Genomic DNA, 24,378 nt, shown 5'->3' with positions numbered 1-24,378 from the left:
TCTGAGATGAAACATTGCCAGAGCGGACAAAGCACGTCGTGATAACAACATGTGAGAAATAAAGAGCTAGCGTATCAGCCCGAAAATCGGGATTCGATTTTCGGAAAGCGCGACACGAGAATAGCGAACGTAACAGTGTCCTTTACGCGTCCGATAAGGCGCCCGTTACTCAGTGATGCCATCGGCAAACTTCGTGACGGCACTGGTTGATAGCAGACAACGTCCACCGCGTAAGCAGCGGGCGTTGCATCATAGACGGTTTATCGATGATCAGACGGTGGCGCCGGAGACGACGTCCGTGCCCGTGATGTTGAGCGTTAGAACGCCGACGTCCGTATGGCCCTGACCATCGGAGATCTTGTAGTACTGGATGGTTTCGGTGATATGGTCGCCCGGAGCGATATCCGAAGCTAGATCATAGGTAAACGAGCCGTCCGCCTTGACATGGAAGGTTCCATAGGTGCCGGCAATGTTCGTTGTTGCGGTCGGGTCGCCGTTTACGCTGGTGTTGGCGAACTGACGCAGGAAAAGATGGCCATTGTCGCCAGGAATGTCGTTGGTCAGCAGATTGCCGCCGATGGCGTCGCCCTCGTTGAAGCTGAGATGGTCGTCAACAGCAATCGGCTTTACCTGAGTGACACCCTGGATATTCAACGTGAATAGGCCGAAATCGGTATGGCCGGCTCCATCGGAGATCTTGTAGGAGACCCGTTCGTGGAGCGTCTCACCGGCGGTGAAGCCGACCTTTGCAGCATCACTCAATACGTAAGTATAGCTTCCGTCCGGCTTGACGTAGAACGTGCCGTAGTCGCCTGCGATTGCGGTAATCTGATTGTTGCCCTGCTTAGCACCAACGCTCTGCTGGTCGAAGGCGCGTAGGAAAAGGTTGCCGTCGGATGTGTCGTTGCTGAGCAGGTTCCCGGAAATGACGTCTGTTTCCAGAAATGTTGCAATATCGTCGGTTGCGTGAATAGCCATCTGTGTCTCTCCTTGAATTTGATCTTCGCCGGTCACTTTTGACTTCAGCGGACCGCATGATTAATGGTATATTAATACATGGAGTCAAGCGTGTAGTTAACAACAGATAAGCACTTGCGAGTGTATTGATCGATAACGATGCGCGTACAACATGCGTAAGTCGATGAAAGTCTTAAATATTATAATTTTAACAATTATTGATCGTCTATGCCGTTGCACTCGTGTTGGATCGTTCTTGGGGTTAGTAAAATCATTCTTCAATGGCAAATGTAGTAAGGTTGCCAGGTGGTGTGTAACCACGAAGTGTTATTGTGTAGTCACGACGGGTTATTAAGCGGATCTGCACTATCGCAGGACCCTCTCCCTTCGGGTTGTAGCATATCGCCGAAGATAATTTCCCGATAACTGCATATGAGTTTGGGTTGGGGAACGTTGTGCTGCGCTGGAGCGGGTATATGCCGGCTTCAGCTTGCTCCGGATCACAGTGCGGCAGATGTGCCGAATCCAGGTAGAGTGGGCGTTTTGTCTGGCTCTACAACTTTATCGCGATACAATATTTTGCGTACACTAGAATAATCATGCTTAGAATGTAAGAATATTCCGAGATATCGCGCATTTTAGTGTTTCATTTTAGCGGCCGGAGAGATGTCCGCAGTTAGAAGGTCTTCCATAACCTCGGGAGATCGCAGCATGACCGTCTATTACGTGAATTCAGTGACGGGATCCGACTATAACAGCGGAACCGGTGAGAGTTCAGCCTTTGCGACGTTGTCCGCTGTTGAAGCCTTAAAATTAAATCCTGGCGACAGCGTGCTGCTTGCTGCCGGAAGCGTATTTAACGAACAGTTCGACCTGAAATATTCCGGCACTGTCAGCGCTCCGATCACCATCGGCAGCTATGGCATCGGTGATGCGCCCGTCATTCACAGCAGCAATAACGGGATACACGGTTCCAAGGCTTCGAACATCATTGTCGAGAACATCAAGATCGCCGATACTGGCGCCAACGCGATCTATGCCGGGAGTGTATCGAACTGGATCGTCCGCAACGTCGAGGTCTCGAATACCGGTCTGGCCGGAAAGGCCGGCTCGCTCAGCTTCCAAAGTAGCCAGAACATCACGATCGAGAATAGCACCCTGACCGGTGTGCATGGCGATGGCATTTGGATGGACAAGGTCAAGGGCGTCACCCTCGTCAACAATACCGTTACCAACAGTCAGGGGAGCGTGGCCGACGCCATTCAGCTCAACAACAGCAGCAATATCCTGATCAAGGACAATCATCTCGAGCAGACGGAAACCAATAGCGCCAAGGGCGTCCTAGTGCTGATCCGGGCTCAAGATGCCGTGGTCGAGGGCAATACGCTTATCGGCGGCGGTTTCGGGCTGAGCGCTCAGGCGGGCACGAACATCGCCATCCATGACAATGACATCTCAGGATATGGCGGCTACAGCTGGTCGTACGGCATCGGCCTTGGCGACTCCGGCGATGCGAAAAACTACGACATTAGCGGAAATTACCTGCACGACGGCGTCTACGGCGTCCTGGTCAGCGCTGTCGGCAATCCCGCCTATCTCCGCGAGAACATCATTGTCCACGACAATGTCTTCGACGACCTGACCGCGTCGGCACTGAAGGTCGACAGGCCTGCATCGGGCTCCTTCTACGACAATGTCATCGATAGTTCGGTGTCGACGCTGACGATGCCCGCCGCAATCGCTGCGCAGAACACGTTCTCCATCGGCGAAAACAAGACGCTCGAACAAGCGCAGGCCGAGCTTGACAGCGCAGCGGGCAGCGCGAGCGGCGACACGTCGTCGAGCAATGAGCAGGTAAGCTCTCCGGCGCCCAGCGTAGAAACGCCGGCTGCGACTGTGCCTGCCGCCGTCGTTCCCAAAATCGCCGCCGTCCATGACAGCTTGAAAATTTCGACTGATACCGGCAGCGCCTATCACGGAAATCTTCTTGAGAACGACAATGCGAGCAACGGCACAATACTGCTTCGCCGCTTCGGTGACAGCGCGGTGGACAAGCACGGCCTGACGCTGACCGGAAAATACGGCGTCATCCACGTCGAAAGCGACGGCGATTATAGTTATACGGTCGATGCTGCCAAACTCGCAGGCCTCAGCGGCAAAGTCAGTGAGTTCTTCCAATACAAAATCTCCGATGGCGCTTCCCACATCGATACCGACAGCTTGAGCGTGTCGATCAACGTCGACGCATTCCATGGCAGTCACGCCTCATACGTCCTGGCGTGAGGTTGGACGGGATTCTTGCGCATTCCCGCGAGCCGCGGGCGGTCTCAATTTGCGAGGCAGCCAAGTTTTCGCCAGCGGGCGATGCAAAAGACACCCTCTTGATCGAAAAAATTCGCGTCTGCTATGGCCAAAACAAACTATAGATTGCATTTATAGTTAAATTCGTCAGTAAAGGCCGAATTTAAGCTGCCACACGCTCGCCGTTTTTAACCCTTATTGGCGGTTTTGCGATATTCACTTGCTTCGGCTGGTTTGTTTATCGTAGTGTTAAAGTTAGACCCCCTGAAATTGCTCGTGATAAGTTTGTATTTTCGGTCATTTTTCAGTGGGATTTATGTTCTACGTTATGGCGCGCAAGCGGGATCGGCAACGGTGCCGAGGATCCGAAGGCAGCCATGTCAATGATCGGGTTTGAGGGCCTGTAACTGCACTGTGGACCAGCATTCGTTGGTGCGCGATGCGGTAGAAGAGGATTGCTTCGTGTTTCAAATTTCAGCAGCTGACGTCAATGAACCGTCCAAAGCCTTGCGGAAATGCAAAGGAGGACTGATCTTCATTGGTATAGCTAGCGCGCTTATCAATATACTTTATCTGACAAGTTCATTTTTTATGCTTGAGGTGTATGACCGGGTCATTCCCAGCAAAAGCATACCGACGCTGGCTGCCTTGGCAATACTTGCGTTGACACTTTATGCTTTCCAGGGCGCGTTCGAAGTTCTCAGGAGCAGAATGCTCGTTCGCGTCGCCGGTGCGCTTGACGAGATGGTGAATGGCCGGGTGTTTCGGGCGTTGATCAAAGCGCCGCTGAAGGTCAAGATCGGTGGAGACGGGCTTCAGCCCCTGCGGGATTTCGATCAGATAAGAACGTTCCTGTCCGGCATGGGCCCGACGGCAATGTTCGATCTGCCCTGGCTTCCTTTCTATCTCGTTATCTGTTTCCTGTTCCATCCGGCAATTGGATATATCGCGATCGGCGGATCGCTGGTTCTCGCCATTCTGACGTTCCTGACCAACCAGGGCACGCGTACGCTCTCCAAGCGGCAATCGGAAGCCGCCAACATGCGCAACGGATTTGCGCAGAGCTCGATCCGCAATTCCGAGGTCATTCATGCCATGGGCATGGCAGGCACCATGGCTGAGATCTGGGACCGCAAGAACGGCGAATACCGGAACATCACCCGGCAGGCATCGGATGTCGGCAATGGTTATGCGACACTGTCGAAGATTTTCCGTATCGCCCTGCAATCGGGAACGCTGGCAACAGGCGCGATCCTGGTCATTCAAGGTCAGGCCTCTTCGGGTATTATCATCGCCGGTTCCATCCTGACGTCCCGCGCTCTGGCGCCTGTGGAGGCGGCGATCGGAAATTGGCGCGGTTTCGTTTCCGCCCAGCAGAGCTGGGCGCGGCTTGCGAACCTCCTGAAAACAATTCCGGAGATCCAAGCCCCTCTCGCGCTGGCTGCACCTTCCAAGCAGGTCACGGTTGAAGGCGTCGCCAGCGGACCGCCGGCCGGCCAGCGGCTGGTCATCTCCGATATCAGCTTCGGCCTGAAAGCCGGGAGCGCGCTCGGGGTCATCGGCTACAGCGCCTCGGGCAAATCGTCGCTGGCGCGGGCGATGATGGGCGTCTGGCCGACGGTCAGAGGATCCATTCGTCTGGATGGCGCGGCGCTCGACCAGTGGGACGGCGACGCACTCGGCCGGCATATCGGTTATCTTCCGCAGGATGTCGAGCTCTTCTCCGGCACCGTCGCGCAGAATATCTGCCGCTTCGCTAAAGAGATGTCGCCGGAGGCGGTGGTTACCGCGGCGAGGGCGGCGCGCGTTCACGACCTCATTCTGCGTCTGCCGAACGGTTACGAGACCGAAATCGGCGAAGGCGGTGCTGCGCTTTCAGCCGGGCAGAGACAGCGTATCGCGCTTGCAAGAGCGCTCTACGGCGAACCATTCCTCGTCGTGCTCGATGAACCGAATTCCAATCTCGATGAGGAAGGCGAGCGGGCGCTGAGTGCTGCGATCATGAGCGTGCGTGCACGTGGCGGCATCGTCGTTGTCATCGCGCATCGCTCCGGCGTTCTGGCAGTGTGCGACTTCGTGCTGATGATGCAGGAGGGCAGAATGATCGCATTCGGTCCTAAGGAAGAAGTTCTGGCGCGGGTCAGCCGGACCGAGGCAGCGCGCACGCCGATTGCCGAGCGCGTAGCTCAGCTTAAGGTCGTGGTCGACGGCAATGCGGCGGAATAGGCCGGAAGGAAGATCGTGAGCAAAGTTATTAGTGAATCCAAACGCTCCCTCAATCGCCATGTGGCGGTTGTCGGCGCGCTGTCCATTGCGTTGGTTTGCGGCATCGGCGGTTGGGCGGCGACGACGGAACTTTCGAGCGCCGTCATCGGCGAAGGCGTCGTTGTCGTCGACGGCGACGTCAAGAAGATCCAGCATCTGACGGGCGGTATCGTCTCGGAACTTCTGGTCTCCGAAAACGAGCATGTGTCGGCCGGACAGGTTTTGATACGGCTCGATGGAACGGCGACAAGAGCGCAGCTGTCGATTGTCGAGAGCACGCTTGCTCAGCTTTATGCGCGCCGCGCCCGCCTGAAGGCGGAGCGGATCGGCGCCGATTCGTTCGAAGTCGAAGAAAACCTCAGCGATCTGACATCCAGCACCGCGGCGCAGCAGCTGCTCGACGGCGAGCGGAAGTTGTTCGACAGCCGCAGGTCGGCGCTGATCGGAATGAAGAGTCAGCTGGCGTCGCGCAAGGATCAATTGGGCGAGCAGATCAAAGGCTTGGTCGTTCAGATCAACGCCACCGGCGATTCCCTCGGCTTGATCGAACAGGAGCTCGAAGCCGTCGATGTTCTCTACAAAAAGGGTCTGGTCACGCTTCAGCGTTTGAATACGCTCAAGCGCGCCCGCGCCGATCTCCAGGGTAACAGCGGTCAGGAAATCGCTGCAAAGGCGGAGGCCGAGGGCAAGGCGATCGAAATCGACCGACAGTCGATTCAGCTGGATGAGGATCGTCGTTCGGAGATCGCAAAGGACCTGACCGATGTCGAAGCTCAGATCGCCGAAAATGAGGAGCGCCGCGGCACTGCGCTCGATCAACTCCGCCGTCTCGACATCACCGCGCCGCTCAGCGGGCGCGTTCACGAATTGTCGGTGCACACGGTCAATGGCGTTATCGAAGCCGGTCAGACGCTGGGACTCGTCGTTCCCGAAAACGACGATCTGACCGTCCAGGCGAAGGTCGCCACCCGCGATATCGACCAGGTCCATGTCGGCCAATCCGTCGATGTGCGTTTCAGCGCTTTTGATCAGCGCACGACGCCTGACGTGCAGGCGGTGATCACCTCAATTGCGCCTGATATCGTCAAGGATGAGCGGACGGGGATCAGCTATTATCCGGTGCGCGTCAAGCCGGAGGCTCAAAGTATCGCGAAGCTGAAATCGATAAAGCTCTATCCCGGCATGCCGGCCGAAGTCTTTATCAAGATCGGCGACCGGACCGTCATTTCTTATCTCACAAAACCGCTGACCGATCAGATGCAGCATGTATTTCGTGAGGAGTGATTGGCGCTCCTCGGCGCAGTTGCGGCATTTCGAGGCAGCTGCTATCCCGGTTGGATGCAAGGCTGATTTGCGCACTGAAGCGGACATGACAATCTGTCCTTCATGATATTGTCTCAAGCCTGCTGCAAGGTTGGCTTCAAGGGCCTGCCGGCCGTTCCACAAGGTTCTCCTGCCGGGTGACGTATAGCTCTCGCCGAGATATGGTTCCGTCATGATATGTTTGCGGCTTTGGCGAGAGGCGCCGACCGAGAGGCGACTGGCATCGGGTCTGGTTATGCTTTTAGCCTGCCTCGTGATGGTTTTGATGACTGGAAAGAGTGATGCCGAGAACCTTCCACCGCTGAAAATAGTGGCTTTCGGAACATCGCTGACAGCGCGCGGGGGATGGCAGCCCGGCCTTCAGACAAGGCTTTCTGCCTGTCTGCAGAGATCCGTGAAAGTCGAGAGCATCGCAAAGAGCGGCGAGACGTCGACATGGGCTTTGACCCAACTGGATCGGGTCGTTGCCGAGCAGCCGGATATTATTCTGATCGAGCTCTACGCCAATGACGCGACATTGCATCGGTTCGTGTCGCTGGCGCAAAGCCGAAGGAATATTGCCGACATTCTCGATCAGCTTCATCAACGCCTGCCGCGGGCGCGGATCATCCTCATGGCGATGAATCCATTTTCAGGACTGCGGGGGCTGATCCGTCCTTTTGTCGGTAGCTATATTTCGGCTCATCAGGCGGAGGCTCGGAAACGGGGCCTGGAGTTTATCGACTATCGGGCCGATTGGGAGCGTCTGACCCCTGACGATCTGGCCGCTGCAATTCCTGACGGCGCACATCCGCGGCCTGAAGTCGCTTCTAAAATCATCGTGCCCCAGCTCGCCCGGCACATAGCCGGCCGCGATTGCGGAGAATGAATCTCCCCCGCCTGAGGGTGTCTCCACCTGTCGGCGGGTTCAACCTGCTGCGAGATAACCCTTCAAATAGTTGACCAGCGACATCCGGCCGGCATCGGACACGTCTTGATGAGAGGGGCTGTCCAGGTCCTGGAGGAGATAGTCTTTGAGTTCGTCATCGTTCTGGGCGACATAGATGCCCGGCCGGCCGACAAGCTGGCTCACCGTGGCAAGCTGGTGATCGTTTCGGTGCTCGCCAAGAGCCGCCTTCCGCGGAACAAGAATGATCGGTTTGCCGAAACGCTTCGCCGTGAGGACCGTGCCGATTCCCGCGTGAGAAACGATGACAGTCGCATCGCGAAAGACCCTATCGAAGTCCGCGGGCTCGATATTCTTGATCCATTTCATATTCTGTGGAGTATAGGTGCCCTTGCCGATCTGAGCCAGCACCGGTCTGGTCAGATCCTTGGCGAAGGTATCGACGGCCTTGACGAGGCGATCAAACGGCAGCTGCGTTCCGACGGTGACAAGGATCAAAGGACAGCTCCTGCGTAATGGGGGCCATCCGGCCGTGAGAGATGTTGCCATTGCGTGAGCCAGAGCGTTGCAATATGGCCGGCCAATTTTCCCGATAAGGACAGTTTCTCCACATTGGCGACGCTATCGATCCAGATCGTTCGCTTGCCCATGAGCCTGCCAGCCAACAGGCAGAACAGGCCTGGAGCTGCTCCCGTCGACAGGATGATATCGGGCTTCAGCTTGAAGACAATGTAAAACGCGCTGAAAAAACACTTGATCGACATAACGATCGAGTCGCGGCTGCAATCGGGCAAAACCAAGCCATTGCTGATATCGTACTTTTTTAAGAGACCGGGAATCGTGGTGGCGAAAAATACCTCGCTACCCTCGAAGGCGGCACGCATAGCCATCATCTGTTCCCAGTGACCACCTCCGGACGAAGCGGCGAGAATTTTCCGTTTTTTTCCGTCAGTCATATTAGATCCATCCTCGCACTATCTTATGGTTCGCGCTGCTATGGTGTCTCAGCAGATTTAGAGCCCGCTGCGAATTGTTCACATTTTGCGAGCCATGCGTTGGAGAGTGTGATTTCCTATTGCAATGCATCATTTTTGAATGCAATGCAATGCAAGTGGCTCGGCCGGCATTGACTTCGCGAGTGAGGGTGTATCGTCTTGTATCACCTCGAAAGGACAATCGGATGCACAACAACCCCGTACGCGCTTACCGTCCCGATATAGATGGTCTTCGTTCGGTTGCCGTCACTTCCGTTGTGCTATTTCATGCAGGTCTGAGGTCATTTTCCGGCGGATTCGTTGGTGTCGATATTTTCTTCGTCATCTCCGGGTATCTCATTACAGGACATATTTATGGCGACATTCTAAAATCGGAATTCAAATTCACAAGATTCTATGCGCGACGGGCACGGCGCATATTGCCGGCGCTGTTTTTCGTATTGGCTGTTTCGTTCCTGATCGGTTTTCTCCTCCTGTCCCCGGGCGAGTTCAGGAAATTTTCGCATAGTGCCATTGCCGCCATGTTAGGCTTTTCCAACGTCTATTATTGGCTTTCCAGCAACTACTTCTCGCCGGCAACCGACCAGCTGCCCATGCTGATGACCTGGAGTCTCGGCGTGGAGGAACAGTTTTATATGGTCTTTCCCTGGATCATTTTGTTCCTGAACCGCTATTTCAAGCGAGCCGTGCTTCCCGCGATCGCAACGATTGTCGTATTCTCTTTCATATTTTCCGTCGCAGCGTTGAAGATCAATCCGAGTTTCACCTTTTATCTGCTTCCGACTCGCGCATGGGAGCTGGGGATGGGCGGCATTCTCGCTGTGATGGAGACAAAGGGTTTGCGTCTCGATCGGGGTGGAAGCGCAGCCGTCAATGCCATTGCGTTGATCGGCGCGATATTGATTGTCGTACCGATCTGGTTCTACAACGACTCCACGCCTTTTCCCGGAGCTGCGGCGCTTTTGCCGGTTCTCGGGTCGGCGCTGCTGATTGCGACGCCAAGCTCGATCGTGGCTTTTGCACTCGGTTCGCGGCCGTTCGTTTTTATCGGCCTTGTCTCATATTCCTGGTATCTGTGGCATTGGCCTCTTTTGAGCTTCGCCAGCGTCGCATCCGTCTGGCCATTGCCGCAATCGACGGCTTTGCTCATCGTTGGGATCTCATTTATCTTGGCGGTTCTGACGTATTATCTCGTGGAGAAGCCGTTTCGGCGCCCGGGTCTTTCCAATGGCCGCACACTTTGGCGCTACGCAACGGCCCTGGCGGTTTTCGCGCTTCCTTTCGCGCTGACCGCGCTACTGGCTGGCGTTCCACAGAGATTTGGTTCACAGGTTGCCAGGATTGAAGAGATCGCAGGCGGGCGTGAAGCGTGCCTCGTATCTTATGGTGCAACCGCTCCAGCTCTCGGCAGCAACTGCCAACCTGCAGGCAATACCGAGCCTGCGATAGCCTTGATCGGCGACAGCCATGCGGCTGCACTTGCGCCCGGATTGCGAGCCATCGCGCAAGAGCGGGGTTACCAGCTTTACGTCTTTACCAAAACATCCTGCCCGCCGCTGACAGACGCCACGCGCTATATGCCCAACCATCCGCTCCATGCTGCAGAATGCTCGGCTTATAACGCCAAAGTATTGGGTTTGCTGCGTGAAAACGATGCGATCAAGAAAGTTATTCTGGCCGGGTACTGGTCTGCTCCGATGCGTGAGGCAGAGACCGGTTCGCGCTATATCAGCCCGGGCGCCAATGGCGCAGAGCAGGCCGAAAACCAAAATGGGCCGACCCTGGAGTCGGCACTTGCATCGCAGGTCGCCCAATTGCGGGCCATGAACAAGGATGTGGTCCTTCTGCAAGACGTTCCACTGTTCAACTTTAACCCTGTCCGTGCCGTGCTCCAGCGTGCGATACCCTTCAGAGCGGCGTTTGGAAGATGGCTCGACGGCGATCGTGATCTGACACCATATGATGCTCCGATGAAAGCTGTCGCGAATTTCAACGATCCGGTCAGGGATATTATCGCGCGTGTCGCGGAGAAATCACCGCCTGGCGTGGCCCTGGTCGATCCTTTCAACGCGCTTTGCCCGGGAGCTCGGTGCAGTTTTTCCGCCGCCGACGGCGCGCCGTTGTTCATAGACAACCAGCATCTATCGACGGTCGGCTCGGAAGTTGCCGCCAGGGCAGTCCTTCCGGCGGATGACGAGGAGAAAATGAGGACGACGTCTTTCTCTGACAAACAGTCTCGGATGACTGGTATTGTGAGGCATATTGATACGCCGGTCCGCTGAACTCGCTTCAGCTCCTGTGTGAACAGTGGTGACCTTCACCTCTTCACATTCCGCAACGAATGCGCCCAAGCGCCGATTCAATTAATGCGCTGTCATCCGCGGCCTCGACGCCATGGGATCGACCAGTTGAAAAATGGGCGGCTTCCAGGGCGCTGGGAGCCGTGCGTCTAGCTAGGCATCGTGCCTTCCGAAAGATCGCTTCCAACTTTCAGGCCAAGGCGCTAAGCCGCAACAACCTTAGCTCTGAGGCTGATGGATTTGAGATGGCGCCCCAGTGGCTTTTCGATGAACGTATAAATCAAAGCACCGCCACCGGCAGCGATCCCAAAATAATCAAAACTTCTATCCACTGTGTGTGTTCATCGATGAGCCACCGCTCTTCATTCTGCTTAGCGGAAGCGAGACAACCAAGTATGGCCAGAGAATGACTGGCGCCAGCATCATTCCCGCTTCCATCATTGAGCCAACCACGATCAGAAGAATGATTGCAACTTCCTTGGAGTGTGTGGCACGAAGCTCGGTAGAACGTTGGATCGTTACTAGACGGCCGCCCAGGCGCTGAAGAATAAAGGCTGTCCAGGCAATCATGCCCGGTACCCCGATGTTGAGGGCAAGTTCCAAGTAGGTGTTATGGGTGGAGCGTGCGTCGAAGGTCAGTGAGACATATTGCTCCATAATTTCCGGCTGACGGAAAACGGCAAAACCGTAACCAAAAAGAGGGCGGTCGTATACCAGAGGCAGCAATTGGTCCCAGATGTTAGTGCGTCCGGAAAAGGTAAGGTCTTTTCCAAATGCGTCCGCAATCATTTGTGCAACGCCAAGATAGGCGAAGGATGCCGCCACTCCCAAAATAATGCAGAAGAAGAAAACAATGAAGGAGCGCGCCAGTGAGTTTCTCACGGTTTGCATCATACGTGAGCCGGCCAATGTGGCCACGCCGATAGCCACCATAACAACCGCAGTCGAAGATTTGGAAACAACGATGAGTAGGAGAGTACACAGCAACGCCGCCCAGCGTAGAAGTTGGCTATAGCGTAATGGTCCTCTCGGCATTCCCAGCGACAGCATGGTTATGAAACTGACGGCACAAAACTGACCAAGGCCGTTCTTGTGGTAGAACAGACCCTTAACCATGCCGGCATAGGATCCTCCCATCACAGCATATCTTGGCAAGGCCACGGTATACAGGATGTTCGCAAAGGCCGCGAACATACCAAAGGTCGCCAGGAGCCGGAAGGTTTCAACGCTGCCGTAGCGATGCCGGTAAAGCAACGGCGCTACTGTCAGCACGGCGACGGCGGCAATGCCGCGCATGGACGCGCTAAAACTGATGGAAAGCCCTAGAGAAATGATTGAGAGTATAATAACGACGAAAACCAGAACCGGGATCCTACGAAAATAGGAAAGGAAACGGTTTGGTTCCAATACGAAATAAAGGCCGATCAGCGGAATGAGGCTGTACAGCATCAGTTTCTGCGCAAACGGATCAACAGATGCATCTTCATTGAAGTTCGAGGGATAGCCGTACCACATCCCGGTTGTTCGCAAGAGTGTTAGATAGAACATTCCGGTGAGGAGCACGCGGATAAGCGTTTCCTTTCTGATGCCGCGACGTGGCCGCGGTCGGACGACTGGCCGCAGGATGACTTCCTGGTCCGAAAGATAAGAATGGCCGAGACTCATCCGAGGGTACTCCTGCAAACAGTATCAGAAGGCGGCATTGGGCCTGTATTCCTGGTATGCGTGTCCGAGAATTCCGTTCACCATGCCGGCACCGCGCAGTACATGGGTGAGTGCCCGCATGCCCCAATAGGGTGAAACCAGGATCGCCGGCAGCATGACCAGCCCAAGCATCACTCTCGTGGCGCCATAGGCCGCGCGATAGAGCCGGCGCTTGAGGTTGCCGTGCAGGATCTCGCTGACGGCGAAAGTGTTGCCAAGCCGGTATTGTCGCTGCAGCACCCATTTCCATGTCATGCGGCTGGCGGGAACGACATCATAGACCAGTGCCTTGTCAGCCCAGAAAACCTGCATGCCACGACGAATTGCCTGATTGAAGAAGAGATAGTCAGTGCCGCCGGTGAAGCGCATTTTCTCTTCGAAGCGCAGATTCCATGAGCGGATGAGGGGATAATCGAACATGACATTGTTCGAAGCCGCATAGGAAATGCGCTGACCGTCCTTGTTCTTCTTGCGCTCGAAAACCCTTGCCTTGATGAAATATTCCGGCGGATTCTCGGGATAGACCGGCTGGACCGGACCGTAGACGCAATCGGCGTGATTTTTCTCCCGGGTCTCCAGCATCGCATCGAGCCAGCCATCGACCGGCCATTCGTCATCGTCGAGAAAGCAGAAGAGATCGGTGCCGGCAGGGGCTGAATCTAGCGCGCGATTGCGCGCAAACGGTATGCCCTGGTTCGGTTCGACGACATAGATCAGATCATAGGTGCCCGTTTGGCCGAAAGCCTCGACCGTGGCTCTTGCGCTGCCGGCGGCATCATTGTCGACGATCACCATCGTCAGATGATAGGGGCGAGCCGGATGCCTGGTCTGGCGTGTCATCACATCGAGCAGCTTGGCGATCCCGTCCAGCCGCCGATAGGTCAGCACGCCGACGGCGATGTTCAACGGCGACGCGCCTGACGGATCAGTTCCGGCAGATGAATGCGGAAAAGCGTCCTGCTGGTTCATGACTGTCCTCTCCGCAGCATAGTGCCCAAACGCTTGCGCGCGGCCATCAGGGCCACTTCGTTGACGGCATCATCGCCGAACGGACCGCCGGCCACGGTGTTGCGAGCTTCGCTCCTCAGTTTCAAAAGCGATGTCGTTTCGGCAATGCCTCCGGCGACCAGGCTCTTACCCAGAGCATGCAGCCCATCATAGCGGCGCGCCAGCTCCAATCCTGTGGCGATCATGATCCGTGGGCGCAGTGTTTTTGCCCTGCTCGTGCCCGTATAGCGGTTCGAGGCATGAATGCGCTGAAAGGTCAGCGGCGTTTCGACGATGGCTCCGCGACCAAGATAGGCGGCTGCAAACTTGATGTAATTGTCGCTGAGCACGACGTCTTTCGCGACGGACATCGGCAGGATCTGGGACAGGAGGTCGCGGCGGAAGCTCAAGCCGGAGGTCGGCACCGGAAGCGAGGGAAAGCCGCCCCTGCGCAGGGTGTCCCGTTTGTCGAACAGCGTCACCTGCAACTTCGCGGGAGGCTGGTCGTCTTCGTTGGTCGTCACGCGGTCGAAACACCAGTCGATCTCGTTGCGGTCATAGACCTCGACAATGCGCGCGAGTTTGCCAGGCAGAAACGCATCATCGGCATCGAGGAGAAAGAGGATATCGCCGCTTGCAGCCGCAAACCCTGCGTTGAAGCTCGAGGCCTGGCCACCGTTTTCCTTCAATACGGATCGGATCTGCTCGCCGTAGGAAGCGAGGATCTCCCTGGAATCATCCGTGGAGCCATCGTCGACGACAATCACCTCGTAGTCGGGATAAGTCTGCGACAGGACACTGTCGATGCATGGGCGCAAGAACTGCCCATAATTGAAATTGTTGATCAGCACCGAAAGTTTCAAATTACCGTCTCCTGGGCCAATCGATCACCGCCCCAGCGGGGCGTATCGGCGAATTCCGGCACGATAGCCGCGCATGTAGTAGTATTTCCAAATCGCCCAGAAACGCTTCTTCGACCGCGGCAGGAGATAGAGGAGGGCTGCACGGAAAGCCCACTGTGCACTTTCGATCCAGGTCGGCAATGGAACGCCGCTTATCCTCACGCCTTCCGGCACCTCATCAGGAAAGAGCGCCGGCATGCCGTAGCCAAGCCGCTCGCCGCGTTTCTGCACCCAATTCTCGGTCACGCTCGACGCCGGGATCCAGTGGTGAACCACGGCTTCGGCGCATCGATAGGATTTGGCTCCACCCGCGGCCAGGCGGATGATGATTTCAGCATCTTCACCCATCGCGAACATCTTTCCCGGAAGAGGGCCGATGTCTTCTCGATAGCGTACGCTCGTCCCCAGCAACTCTCGCCGAACGATCGTGTTCGGCCCCCAAACCTTTGTCGGATCGCACGGTCCGCTTTGTGTCTCATCGACGATCGCGAATGTCGATCCCATGGGAATCCAGTCGATAAAGCGGTCCTTCGGCTCCTCCTCCCAATCTGGAACGATTCTGCCGCCGAAGACGCCATAGCTCGGATGGGCTGCGGCACAGTCGACGATCGCTTTCAGCCAATTTGGTTCGGCGCGGATGTCGTCATCCGTAAGAACAACGAGATCCCCCTTCACCCGATCCAAGGCCAGATTCAGCGCGCTGGACTTTCCCGGCTTGCGCTGCTGCAGGATGGTGATCGGAAGTTTTTCGCTATACGATTTCAGAAGGTCGAACGTATCGTCCTTGCTATTGTTGTCGACAGCGATCAATTCCCATCGATCATGGGGAAGCTCCTGGCTCACCAATGAATCCAAAGTATGGCGCAGCCGGCGGCTGGCGCCATTATAGGATGAAAAGAGCACGCTGACGAAAAGATCCGACATCAGTTACCAACCCTTTTGGTGAAGTCGAAAGAGGAAAGCCTCATGATTTGACTGCCTATACCTATTGGACGGATCGGTTTGCTATGCGGGATTCGACCGCGCCCCGCCGAAGAATTCGCGCCGATAACCGCCGCCGAGAACCCTCAGCTTGCGAAAATTGCGCAACAACCGTCGCGGCTTCAGAAGTACGCCACGATTGAGAAAATACTGCCGCATCAGGCTCGGCGCGCGGCTGTGCGATCCGCCATGGGCGACCCGGTAGACTGCTCCCCGGAAAGGCAGTTTGGTCAGGGGCGCTCCGCGCTGGGCTAGAATGCCCGCAATGCGGACGTGGCTGCCCAGCATCGACTTGATCCAGTCGAGAGAGGCGTCTTCAAACCGCTGCGGCAGTTCATACAGATCGCCGCGAATGATCAGCGAGGTGCCGCAGAGATGGCTGAAGTCATCATGGCCGAGCAGAAAATTGCCGCCGTCGTCCCAGATGTAACCATTGTCGATCGTCCATCCGTTGGCATCCCGGTTTTCCGATACATATTGCACGATCCGGGAGCTGACGAAATCGTCGTCATCGACAATCATGAAAAAGCGGCTGTCGGCTGCGGCCAGCATGCCGCTTAGAACGCGCCGGCCTTTGTCGGCGCGGAAGGCATCGAGGAAGTCTTCCTTGCTGCCCTTTCCGAGTTCGTGCATGTCGTTCGGCGGAAACGTCACACGAACGGCGGAAAATTTCTCCGGCAGATCAGGCAGATCGGCCCCTTCGTTAGCTACGATGATGCCGCGCCAATCGTCATTGGTCTGATTGGAAATGGAGGCCACGGTCTGGCTGAGATTTGCCTTCAGCTTGCTCCAATCGCGCGCGTTGTCCTGATGTCGGACCGGGATGATGAAGGTGACAAGTGGCATCGAATTCCCCCTTAAGCCCGCAGGCCCACAGCTTCTTTCTCAGCGACGCGCCCCTTGGCAGCCTGCTGGCGCGCCCACTCGATTCCGTCTTCGAGCGATGTCGCTTTGTAGGAAAGGTCGGTTCCGCCGGAGAAAGCATTCATGAAGCGACGGATCTTTCCATAGCTGTTGTCCAGCACCGCATGCGGACGGCCGAGCAGCAGCGAGCAGATATGAACGTGCAGACGGTCGGTCACGATAGCGCGGGCGCGCGAAATCTGACTGATGCCACGCTCGAAGCGGTTATGAGCCGCAGCATCCAACCTGCGCAAGGCAACTTCGCTCGGCTTCAATGCGAGATAAGCCGAGGCTACGCCCAACTTCTTGGCGATGTCCACCTTCCTCTTCGATTCCGTAATCCAGTCTTCCACAGGAATATCGGAAGGAATCTTGCGATCACCGCCGCCGACGCGTTCCGCATCCTCCCGCAACATGGCGAGGACGGGAATCTGCGTTGCCCTTTCCGGCAGCGGACCGATGGCGAAGGCCATATCCGGGCACAGCCGCACGATGCAGTCGAAGTGCTTCTCGGAAAACTCCTTCGATTCTTCATCGCGCACCAGCAGTACGAAATTCTTGTGGCGTCCGATGGCCTTTTTGGACTGCTCGATGCGCTCGGGCGAACTGTAGTGGATCGATTGCGGGAACTGGACGATCTGCCGATCCGGGAAGCGTTCCATGATCATTTCGCGGAAGTCCTGGTGGGCGACCCAGATATCGCCGAAATTGCCGCCGCCGTGAATGAAGATCGGGCCTGTGGGCACGCGACGTTTCAGTTCGTCGGCGGAGAAGTCGTAGAGCCTGGAAACATAGTCCGGGCGCTTGCCGAAGCGGTCCCTGAGATAGGCCATCTCTCCCAGCCAGATCGCCGAGTCGCCGCAATTGCGGATGTCGGGAAAGTCGAGAATCGCAAGCGGTTCATCGCGCGAGACATAGTCCTTCAGGCAATCATGGATCATGCCGTTGAGTTTTGCGATCAGCTCCGGTCTGGATTGGCTGGTCATTCTGCCTCTCTTGTTGATGTTCGTTTAACTTCACGCCGATTTGGGTACGGCAATACGTTTTGCTTTTGACAGGAACTTGACAACGATACGCTGAACTTCAGTTTCCGGGCCATTGGGCTTCTTCATCGCCACCCAAAGAGTAAAGCTCGATCCGGCGTAGATGATGCCGCCCGTGATGACGAGGAAGGCGAGATAGAGCGCCAGATGCAGCTTGTCTGTAGGCATGCTCAGAATGTGCGACAATCCCCAGACACCGGCGGCCATCAAGGCGACGCTGGCAAGCGCGCGGAAGTTGGCCGCGAGCTGCTGGAAGAACGGCAGATTGATCAAGCGCTTGACGAGAAGCATGTTGACCACGGTGGAAATCAGGCCGGTCAACACCCGGGCATAAACGACGCCCGGAAGCCCGGCCATCATCAGGCCGGCGATGATGATGGGGATGCGGACCACCAGCATCTGCGTGTCGCGGATGAACAGCATCTTCGTATGGCCCTTCGCCATGCCGAGCGGCTGGACGAGCGAGCCGAGGGTCTGCAGGGCAAAGACCGATGCGAGCGCCTGGACGATGAAGATGGCGGGAATCCACTTCTCTCCCAAGGCAAGCCGCATCATAGGCTCGGCCACCACGGCCATGCCGATGCCCGCCGGAAGCGCCACCGCCGCCAACAGCGCCTGCGCACGCTGATAGGCTGCGATCAGCCGGACCGGATCGTTGCGGACCTTGGAGAAGCCCGGATAGATCGTCTGGTTCAAAGGCGCCGTGGCCTCGCGCGTCGGCAGCGTCGAAAGGGTGTTGCCGACCGTGTAGTGGCCGAGCTGCGTGGCGCCGAGCAACTTTCCGATCAGCAGATATTCGATCCGCCAGTTCAGTGTGTTGACGATCTGTCCGGCCGTCAGCCACACCGAGAACGAAAACAATTCGCGTGCGTGCCGAAAGGTGATGCGCGGCCAGAACGGCAGGACGGTGTAGGAAACGATGATATTGGTCACCTGATAGGCGAGGGTGCCGATCACGAGGGCCCAGTAACTCTGATAGATGGCCGCAATCGCCACCGTCACGATGAAGCCGACCAGCTTTTGCGAGACGTTGAGGACGAATTCCTGCCAGAAGATCAGATCGCGCTGGAGCATGACACGGCGTGGATTGGCAAGACCGCTCAGGAGCAGGCTGAAACTCAAGGCGAGCATGACGCTCGTCAGCCGCGGCTCATCATAAAATTCGGCGATCGGATAGGACGCGGCGGCAAACAGCAGCGCCAATATCGCGCTTCTCGTCACGCTCAAGGTCCAGACCGCGCTGAAGTGCGTTTCGCTGGGCGACTCGTGTCGGATAAGCGCCTGATTGAGCGAGAGTTCGGTGACCGAACTCAGAATGACCTGGATCGTCGTTGCAATGGCGACGAGACCGAAGTCAGCCGGCACCAGATACCAGGCGAGTACGAAGGTGCTGAGCGCCGAGAGCCCGTTGACGATGGCGCGGGACAAACTCAGCCACATGCTGCCTTGAATCAGCCGGTCGGTAACACTGCTCATGGGCGAACGGCTCCCGAGGTCGATGACGTTGACCATTTCAGCGGGCTGCAGTCCCATCCGGAGTGCTTCTTGCCCTTGCGGGAATGGAGAGTATTGGCGGAATTAGAAAGCATCATGCCTTATTGCCTCGTCACGGGGTCTGCGACATCAAAGGGCGCTGGCCGTCTTCTTGGAAAAATCCTGCTTCAGCCGATCCAGCTCGACCAGCATTTTCTCGTGGGCTCTTACGATAGCCTCGTCGGAGCTGAGCTGTCCCGGCTTCTCAGCCACCCGCTGCAACGTCTTGACGGTCGAGCCGAAAACATAGTTGCCGGTCAGCTGCCGGATGCGGCGGTGACGGAACGTGATGTTCTTCAACAGGTATGTGTTTTTCCGCACCAAAGATGCGCCTGCTTCGACGAGGTTCGAGGGGCCGATCGGATCGAAATCGATCTCCAGATCGAGCGCACTCGCCCAGTCATGCCACTTGGCGCGATTGCCCGGCGCGATCGGCCGGATCGCCCGCCACGGAACGCGCAGCGCATCTGATATAATGCAGCCATGCATCGCTTCGGAGACGACCTTCTGCGATGCGCTGAGTTCGGTCAGAACCTTTTCCACCGACCAGCGGGGATCGATATAATGGATGCCGGCGAGGTCGCAGACCTTATCCCAGCTGCCGTACATGGCGCTTTCGTAGTGCGGCATAAAGGAGACGGGGTAGCGCTTCTCAACGCTCTTGGCATCCCAGCAGCTGCGCGTCAGGATGCCCGAATCGCCGATGGCGTAGCTCGGATCGATGCCGAGGACCTCGGCGGTCTTCTTTCCGCGCACGAAGTAGAAGGTCCAGTTGCCGTCGACCTTCGGCGCGTTGGTGTAGCCGCCATAGCCCGAGCCGAAGACGATCTTCTGTATGTTCGGGTCGAAATTATCGTAGAGGATCGAACCGATGCCGAGAAAGAGCTGGCTCTCGTCGTCATTGAAGAAGCCGGGCAGCAGACGTTCCCAGAGCCAATGGTTCAATTCGTCGCCGAAATTCTCGTGTTTCCCGCGATAGGCAAACATCTTCATCGTGCTTCTCCAGTCGGCAAGTGCGTCACGATCTGCGTGACCGTTTCGTCATCGCGGGCCATGCGTCCGTAACGCGAAATGATCTTGATGTCGCTGCGGATTATCTTAGCCGGGTTGCCGGCCACGAGCGAGCGCGGCGGCACGCTCTTGGTCACCACCGAGCCGGAGCCGATGACGCATTCGTCGCCGATCTCCACGCCGGGCAGGATGATGCTGCGGGCGCCGATGAAGCAGCGTTTGCCGATCCTCGTGTGAAGGTAGAGCCCGCGTGTGAGGTCGTGGGTCAGGATGGCCGCTTCGAAGGCGACATAGGTTTCGGCGCCGATATGCAGTCCCTTCGGATTGGTCTTGTCGAAGCGCACGCTCAGCGAAAAGCTGGCGGTCGGATCGATGTCCATACCCCAGAATTTGGTATAATAGAGCCACTTGGCCTTAACGATCCCGTTCCGCAGCGGCCGAAATACGTTCAGTCCCCACTTCGGCTTCTTTCCTGTCTGCACCATCAAGTCCGACCCCGGCTGGAAAATTGGTCTAGTACGGAACTGTAATAGTCCTCTAGCATCCCCGTTTGACGACGTATGTCGAAGCGCTCGGCCACCAGAAGCGGTGCCCGCGCGCTGAAGGCTGTCCACAGGGATTGGTCGTTGAGCAGCCTTCCGACCGCTTCCGCCATGCCCGCGACATCCCGCTCCTCCACGAGATAACCAGTTTTCCCCTCTTCGATCGCTTCGCCCACGCCTCCCGAGCGGAATGCGACGACCGGAGTACCGACGGCTTCGGCCTCCAGATTGGCGAGGCCGAAGGCTTCCGCGTGACCATTGTCGAGCGTCACGCTGCCGTGAAGATAGAGTTCCGCACTGGCGAGCAGATCCCTTATCTCTGTCTGCGACAGATTTTCATGGATCGTGACGCTTGGCAAGGAACGGCGCGCCAAGGCTTCGATTTCCTCCTTCAATGGTCCCTGTCCGACCATGACGAATTCAACCGGGGTGCCGGCGGCCGCCACGCGTGAAAGCGCGTCGATCATGAAGCGGTGGCCCTTATAGTCGACGAAACGGGCAATGGAAACCACCAGCCCCTTTTTTCGTGGACGCGGCTCCATTTTGAAGAGATCGAGATCGATGCCGATGTGATGGCGAAAGACGCGGTCGGCGCGGAAGCCGAGCGCCAGCAGCCGCTCTCGGATGAAATCGGAAACGGCGATGTTCCAGCTGTTCCAGCCTGCCATCTCGCTCCGGCCCTTGGCGAAGAAACGCACCTGATTGAAGCCGCCCGGTTTTTTCGGATCGCCGCGATAGGTGGCGTCGAAGCCATGAAACGTCGTGACGAGCGGCTTGCCGGCGGCGCGCGCGAGCGGACCGATGACATAGCCGTTCTTGCCGAAATGGGCATGGACAAGATCGGCTTGGCTGATCGCGGGAAAGAGAAAAGGCAGGCCGACCTGCGGGATTTTCAGAAGCAACTCGCCGGCCCGCGCAACGGGAGACCGACGAATGTCATGAACCGGGACAGTCGATTTTTTTGTATGGGCGGAAGAGATTCGCGAACCGGCAAGAATTTCAGCTTCGAAGGAGCGAAACGCCACTGCCTGGTTGAGAACAAATGCCTGGCTGGCAGGCAAAAATTTTTCCACGTAAATAACGGCTTTTCTCATGAATCTGTTCGCGTCTCCACTGTCTTGGCGATCACATTGCCTCTATTGCCCGCTTGATGCCGTCAATCGAACTTCTCGGATCGTTGTTTTCGTCGTAAAGATTAACGCGCTTCGTGCATGCCGCGCCGGGGTTGGTGTCCTTCTCGTCAAGCCCGCCATATTTCTCCGACATGCCCCAAACGGTGGCGCCTTTCAAGTCACCACGCTCGGCTGCGATGGTGATCACGTCACCGAAAATCTCGGCATAGGAGACCGGCGTGGAGCTTTTGTCGCGGTTGAGGAAATGGCAGGACGCATCGAGTTCGGTGATAAAAACCCCGACACCCATATCCTTCAGTGTTGCACAGAATCGGCCCATTCCCTCCGGATCGATCCGATCGAGACCGGGGCGGAAATGCGATTGCAGCCCGACGGCGCCGATCGGCGTCTTTCTGGCGACGAGATTCTCGACAATCTTCAGGATGCGTGCACGCTTCTGTTCGAACACCTCGGATTTTTTCTCCAGGTGCGTCTCGTTGAGAACCAGCATCGCGTCGGGATTGGCCTCGTGTGCCATGTCGAAGCTCATGCGGATATAGTCGTCGCCAAGAAGGCGTCGGAAAACGCAGTTCCGCAGATCCGGCACATCATATTCCAACGGCTCGTTCACCACATCCCACGCATCGATCGACTTCTTATAACGAGCGACAACCTGTTTTATATGACGGTTCATCGCCGCCCGAATGGTCGCAGCGTCGGTGATGGCGGACACCCAGTCGGGCGTGCGATACCAGACAAGCGTGTGTCCATAAACCCTCATGTTGTTTTTGCGTGCAAACGCAACGATTTGATCGGCGGGGCCGAAGGAAAAGACGCCTGGCATCTTTTCCGTTGCATTCCACTTCAGCTGATTTCGCGGCGTTACCGAATTGACGTTGTCGATGTAGATCTGCGACGCGATCGGATTGCCTACATCCTCCGGATCGATCGCCGAACCGAATCGAAACGATTTTCTGTCGGCCAGGGCGCGCAGCCCCGCGGGCGGCGGCACCTGCGCCAAAGCCTGCCCCGCGCGGGCATATAACAGGGCGAGCGGAACGGAGGCGAGGAAACGTCTTCTATTCATTCTTTCTCTCACTGTTGGCTGTGTTTAACGTCTTCGGCGGAATCGAAGGGCCAAGCTTGCGGATTACGATCCGTCGCGGCTTCGATCTTAATTAATACATCGGCACAACTTCCGATGTATTCTCAGCGGCGTGGATGACGACGGCAATTTTTAGACTTCTCTGCGTAATCCAAGATATTAAACCGCTGCGGAGGGGAGCTCGTTATGGAAGGTTGGTTTAACTATCTGATGAGCTATGCCGCTTTTTTTATGGCGACTGTTCGCAGCGGCGTATCCCCTTTTTGACGACCGGCAGTTCGCGGCGTTTGCTCTCGGCGTTGTCGGCACCATTCTCATCCTGTTCGGCGCGCTCGTCAGAACCTCGTTGCGATTGCGTCGATCGGCACGCGTCGTTCGCTCGCTCAACGACGAACTTGCGCAGGCTATTCAGGACCTCAATGTAGAGCGTCTCTGGCGTCTGGCCGGGGGCCGAACGGCCAAGTCCAGACAGCTTGACGGAGCTTTACAGGATCCTGTCCCGGCATCACGGTGATGCAGGTCGCATCGCCTGAAGTGCGCCGCATGCGGCTCTAATTGCGATTTACTGCGGCCGCTCTTGATGGGGAAGTTCCGGCTGCGTGCGGTTGGCCGCAATTGTGGGCTCTGGCACGGGAAACCATGTTCTGCCGGAAAAGTAATTCCTCGCCCTTTTTTGGGGCCCCGACGTTGCATCCAGCGAGAGGGTAAAATTGTAGCGCTGCGGATTGAGCACTTCGTGGGTGAAGGCGATGTTGGCTCCGAAGCCGTCTTCCTTGACATCCTTCAGGTTTTTGATCGCATTCAGGGTCTCATGAAAATCGAGCCATTGCGGTTGACGCAGCATGGTTTCGAAAATGCGCAGGATAGCCGGATCGAGCTGGCCATTCTGATCCGTTTCGGGATTGACGATCTTCACGCGCATACTGCTGATCGTGCCGGCGGCATCGCCACGAACAATGACGAAGATGGAATTCGCAAGCTGATCCTTTTCACGCTTGGCGCTGTGCTCGTAAACGCATTCGAACGTGTCGGCATTGAAGCTGGCCGCCGCCCATTCGCTGGTCTGAACGCCCGCTTGGCGCAGCGCCGCGCACATTGCAGGCCCGGATATGCGCCATGTGCGCAGAAAGGCCGACGCGGTCTGTGCCACGGGCGGTTCGGTGGCATGCAGGGGAAGCTTATAGACCGCCGGCGGCGCCGGTCTGGGAAGAGCTTTGGGCGGCGGCGGCTTCACCTCAGGGGGGAAAAGGTCGAAGCCGAAATAATGGCCAACCGCCTTTAAATGTTTCATGTCGTTGGACAGAAGCACCGTTCCGATGACCAGCGAGAGGGAAATCGTCAGCAACAACCAGAAGGTCACGGGAATCCGCGGTTTTCCTGCCGGCTGTTTCGCATATGCGGGCGACGAATTATCGGGCAAGCTTGTCTTCTCCGGCACGCGAGAAGGATTTCGTTGGTCTGTCTGGATCCCGTCAGTATACATGATCCGGTTAAATATCTTTTGGCTTCGTGTCTGCAACCAGGGCCC

Annotated in this window: 21 protein-coding genes; 6 read left to right on the top strand and 15 right to left on the bottom strand. The window is 56.8% G+C overall.

Annotated elements, in window-relative coordinates; all coding sequences use genetic code 11:
• Positions 1–270 precede the first annotated feature (270 nt).
• A complete protein-coding gene (locus Tal182_RS17635; protein WP_085860252.1) occupies positions 271–978 on the bottom strand; it encodes an Ig-like domain-containing protein in 708 nt (235 codons plus the stop codon).
• A 690-nt stretch (positions 979–1,668) separates the two neighbouring features.
• Between Tal182_RS17635 and Tal182_RS17630 the strand changes: the two genes are divergently transcribed.
• The 4 genes from Tal182_RS17630 to Tal182_RS17615 all read left to right on the top strand — a co-directional run bounded on the left by Tal182_RS17630 (position 1,669) and on the right by Tal182_RS17615 (position 7,714).
• A complete protein-coding gene (locus Tal182_RS17630) occupies positions 1,669–3,240 on the top strand; it encodes a right-handed parallel beta-helix repeat-containing protein (protein ID WP_085860251.1) in 1,572 nt (523 codons plus the stop codon).
• A 480-nt stretch (positions 3,241–3,720) separates the two neighbouring features.
• A complete protein-coding gene (locus tag Tal182_RS17625; protein ID WP_064806281.1) occupies positions 3,721–5,484 on the top strand; it encodes a type I secretion system permease/ATPase in 1,764 nt (587 codons plus the stop codon).
• 15 nt (positions 5,485–5,499) lie between these two features.
• Positions 5,500–6,807, top strand: a complete 1,308-nt coding sequence (locus Tal182_RS17620; protein WP_064804409.1) for an HlyD family type I secretion periplasmic adaptor subunit — start codon at positions 5,500–5,502, stop codon at positions 6,805–6,807.
• A 211-nt stretch (positions 6,808–7,018) separates the two neighbouring features.
• The gene (locus Tal182_RS17615; protein ID WP_085860250.1) at positions 7,019–7,714 is read left to right on the top strand and encodes an SGNH/GDSL hydrolase family protein; all 696 of its coding nucleotides are present in this window, start codon (positions 7,019–7,021) and stop codon (positions 7,712–7,714) included.
• A gap of 39 nt (positions 7,715–7,753) precedes the next feature.
• Here the strand turns inward: Tal182_RS17615 and Tal182_RS17610 are convergent, their stop codons facing one another.
• Positions 7,754–8,230 (bottom strand): glycosyltransferase, encoded by a 477-nt coding sequence (locus Tal182_RS17610; protein ID WP_085860249.1) that lies wholly within the window; start codon positions 8,228–8,230, stop codon positions 7,754–7,756.
• Positions 8,227–8,688 (bottom strand): glucuronosyltransferase, encoded by a 462-nt coding sequence (locus Tal182_RS17605; RefSeq protein ID WP_064804398.1) that lies wholly within the window; start codon positions 8,686–8,688, stop codon positions 8,227–8,229. The genes Tal182_RS17610 and Tal182_RS17605 overlap by 4 nt, the downstream gene beginning before the upstream one ends.
• 224 nt (positions 8,689–8,912) lie before the next feature.
• Between Tal182_RS17605 and Tal182_RS17600 the strand changes: the two genes are divergently transcribed.
• Positions 8,913–11,009 (top strand): acyltransferase family protein, encoded by a 2,097-nt coding sequence (locus tag Tal182_RS17600; protein WP_164517805.1) that lies wholly within the window; start codon positions 8,913–8,915, stop codon positions 11,007–11,009.
• 342 nt (positions 11,010–11,351) lie between these two features.
• Here the strand turns inward: Tal182_RS17600 and Tal182_RS17595 are convergent, their stop codons facing one another.
• From Tal182_RS17595 to Tal182_RS17545, 11 genes are all read right to left on the bottom strand, one after another.
• Complete coding sequence (locus tag Tal182_RS17595; protein ID WP_085860247.1) at positions 11,352–12,692, bottom strand: O-antigen ligase family protein; 1,341 nt, start codon at positions 12,690–12,692, stop codon at positions 11,352–11,354.
• 24 nt (positions 12,693–12,716) lie between these two features.
• Positions 12,717–13,700 (bottom strand): glycosyltransferase, encoded by a 984-nt coding sequence (locus Tal182_RS17590; RefSeq protein ID WP_085860246.1) that lies wholly within the window; start codon positions 13,698–13,700, stop codon positions 12,717–12,719.
• Positions 13,697–14,581 carry a glycosyltransferase family 2 protein gene (locus tag Tal182_RS17585; protein ID WP_064811123.1) on the bottom strand — a complete coding sequence of 295 codons (885 nt, stop codon included), beginning with the start codon at positions 14,579–14,581 and terminating at the stop codon, positions 13,697–13,699. Before Tal182_RS17585 ends, Tal182_RS17590 begins: the two co-directional genes overlap by 4 nt.
• Before the next feature lie 24 nt (positions 14,582–14,605).
• Entirely contained in the window at positions 14,606–15,544 is a 939-nt protein-coding gene (locus Tal182_RS17580; RefSeq protein WP_064811122.1) for a glycosyltransferase family A protein, read from the bottom strand.
• 81 nt (positions 15,545–15,625) lie between these two features.
• Positions 15,626–16,447, bottom strand: a complete 822-nt coding sequence (locus Tal182_RS17575; protein ID WP_085860245.1) for a galactosyl transferase — start codon at positions 16,445–16,447, stop codon at positions 15,626–15,628.
• An 11-nt stretch (positions 16,448–16,458) separates the two neighbouring features.
• Positions 16,459–17,490 (bottom strand): polysaccharide pyruvyl transferase family protein, encoded by a 1,032-nt coding sequence (locus tag Tal182_RS17570; protein WP_064804386.1) that lies wholly within the window; start codon positions 17,488–17,490, stop codon positions 16,459–16,461.
• A gap of 30 nt (positions 17,491–17,520) precedes the next feature.
• The gene (locus Tal182_RS17565; RefSeq protein ID WP_064806277.1) at positions 17,521–19,023 is read right to left on the bottom strand and encodes a lipopolysaccharide biosynthesis protein; all 1,503 of its coding nucleotides are present in this window, start codon (positions 19,021–19,023) and stop codon (positions 17,521–17,523) included.
• A 147-nt stretch (positions 19,024–19,170) separates the two neighbouring features.
• Complete coding sequence (gene pssM / locus Tal182_RS17560; RefSeq protein ID WP_064804384.1) at positions 19,171–20,073, bottom strand: exopolysaccharide glucosyl ketal-pyruvate-transferase; 903 nt, start codon at positions 20,071–20,073, stop codon at positions 19,171–19,173.
• Entirely contained in the window at positions 20,070–20,576 is a 507-nt protein-coding gene (locus Tal182_RS17555) for an acyltransferase (RefSeq protein WP_085860244.1), read from the bottom strand. The genes pssM and Tal182_RS17555 overlap by 4 nt, the downstream gene beginning before the upstream one ends.
• Positions 20,576–21,727, bottom strand: a complete 1,152-nt coding sequence (locus Tal182_RS17550; RefSeq protein ID WP_064804380.1) for a glycosyltransferase — start codon at positions 21,725–21,727, stop codon at positions 20,576–20,578. The genes Tal182_RS17555 and Tal182_RS17550 overlap by 1 nt, the downstream gene beginning before the upstream one ends.
• Positions 21,728–21,758: 31 nt before the next feature.
• The gene (locus Tal182_RS17545; protein WP_085860243.1) at positions 21,759–22,832 is read right to left on the bottom strand and encodes an endo-1,4-beta-xylanase; all 1,074 of its coding nucleotides are present in this window, start codon (positions 22,830–22,832) and stop codon (positions 21,759–21,761) included.
• A gap of 235 nt (positions 22,833–23,067) precedes the next feature.
• Here Tal182_RS17545 and Tal182_RS17540 point away from each other — a divergent pair, with 235 nt between their 5' ends.
• Positions 23,068–23,364 (top strand): hypothetical protein, encoded by a 297-nt coding sequence (locus tag Tal182_RS17540; protein ID WP_245344789.1) that lies wholly within the window; start codon positions 23,068–23,070, stop codon positions 23,362–23,364.
• Positions 23,365–23,412: 48 nt separating this feature from the next.
• Here Tal182_RS17540 and Tal182_RS17535 read toward each other — a convergent pair whose 3' ends face one another.
• Positions 23,413–24,270 (bottom strand): DUF6030 family protein, encoded by an 858-nt coding sequence (locus Tal182_RS17535; protein WP_085860242.1) that lies wholly within the window; start codon positions 24,268–24,270, stop codon positions 23,413–23,415.
• Between the last annotated feature and the right edge of the window lie 108 nt (positions 24,271–24,378).

The sequence above is a fragment of the Rhizobium sp. TAL182 genome, from assembly GCF_002117725.1.
In the GTDB taxonomy this organism is placed as follows: Bacteria; Pseudomonadota; Alphaproteobacteria; order Rhizobiales; family Rhizobiaceae; genus Rhizobium; species Rhizobium esperanzae.
The sequence above is the reverse complement of the archived record's forward strand: the minus strand, read 5'-3'. Positions and strand labels throughout refer to the sequence as shown.

Bases quoted from the DNA above. Each gene is read 5' to 3' on its own strand.
- Tal182_RS17630 (WP_085860251.1), top strand. From the start codon at position 1,669: ATGACCGTCTATTACGTGAATTCAGTGACGGGATCCGACTATAACAGC.
- Tal182_RS17550 (WP_064804380.1), bottom strand. From the start codon at position 21,727: ATGAGAAAAGCCGTTATTTACGTGGAAAAATTTTTGCCTGCCAGCCAG.
- Tal182_RS17615 (WP_085860250.1), top strand. From the start codon at position 7,019: ATGATATGTTTGCGGCTTTGGCGAGAGGCGCCGACCGAGAGGCGACTG.
- pssM (WP_064804384.1), bottom strand. From the start codon at position 20,073: ATGAAGATGTTTGCCTATCGCGGGAAACACGAGAATTTCGGCGACGAA.
- Tal182_RS17575 (WP_085860245.1), bottom strand. From the start codon at position 16,447: ATGCCACTTGTCACCTTCATCATCCCGGTCCGACATCAGGACAACGCG.
- Tal182_RS17600 (WP_164517805.1), top strand. From the start codon at position 8,913: ATGCACAACAACCCCGTACGCGCTTACCGTCCCGATATAGATGGTCTT.
- Tal182_RS17590 (WP_085860246.1), bottom strand. From the start codon at position 13,700: ATGAACCAGCAGGACGCTTTTCCGCATTCATCTGCCGGAACTGATCCG.
- Tal182_RS17565 (WP_064806277.1), bottom strand. From the start codon at position 19,023: ATGAGCAGTGTTACCGACCGGCTGATTCAAGGCAGCATGTGGCTGAGT.
- Tal182_RS17605 (WP_064804398.1), bottom strand. From the start codon at position 8,688: ATGACTGACGGAAAAAAACGGAAAATTCTCGCCGCTTCGTCCGGAGGT.
- Tal182_RS17570 (WP_064804386.1), bottom strand. From the start codon at position 17,490: ATGACCAGCCAATCCAGACCGGAGCTGATCGCAAAACTCAACGGCATG.
- Tal182_RS17580 (WP_064811122.1), bottom strand. From the start codon at position 15,544: ATGTCGGATCTTTTCGTCAGCGTGCTCTTTTCATCCTATAATGGCGCC.
- Tal182_RS17545 (WP_085860243.1), bottom strand. From the start codon at position 22,832: ATGAATAGAAGACGTTTCCTCGCCTCCGTTCCGCTCGCCCTGTTATAT.
- Tal182_RS17540 (WP_245344789.1), top strand. From the start codon at position 23,068: ATGCCGCTTTTTTTATGGCGACTGTTCGCAGCGGCGTATCCCCTTTTT.
- Tal182_RS17595 (WP_085860247.1), bottom strand. From the start codon at position 12,692: ATGAGTCTCGGCCATTCTTATCTTTCGGACCAGGAAGTCATCCTGCGG.
- Tal182_RS17635 (WP_085860252.1), bottom strand. From the start codon at position 978: ATGGCTATTCACGCAACCGACGATATTGCAACATTTCTGGAAACAGAC.
- Tal182_RS17555 (WP_085860244.1), bottom strand. From the start codon at position 20,576: ATGGTGCAGACAGGAAAGAAGCCGAAGTGGGGACTGAACGTATTTCGG.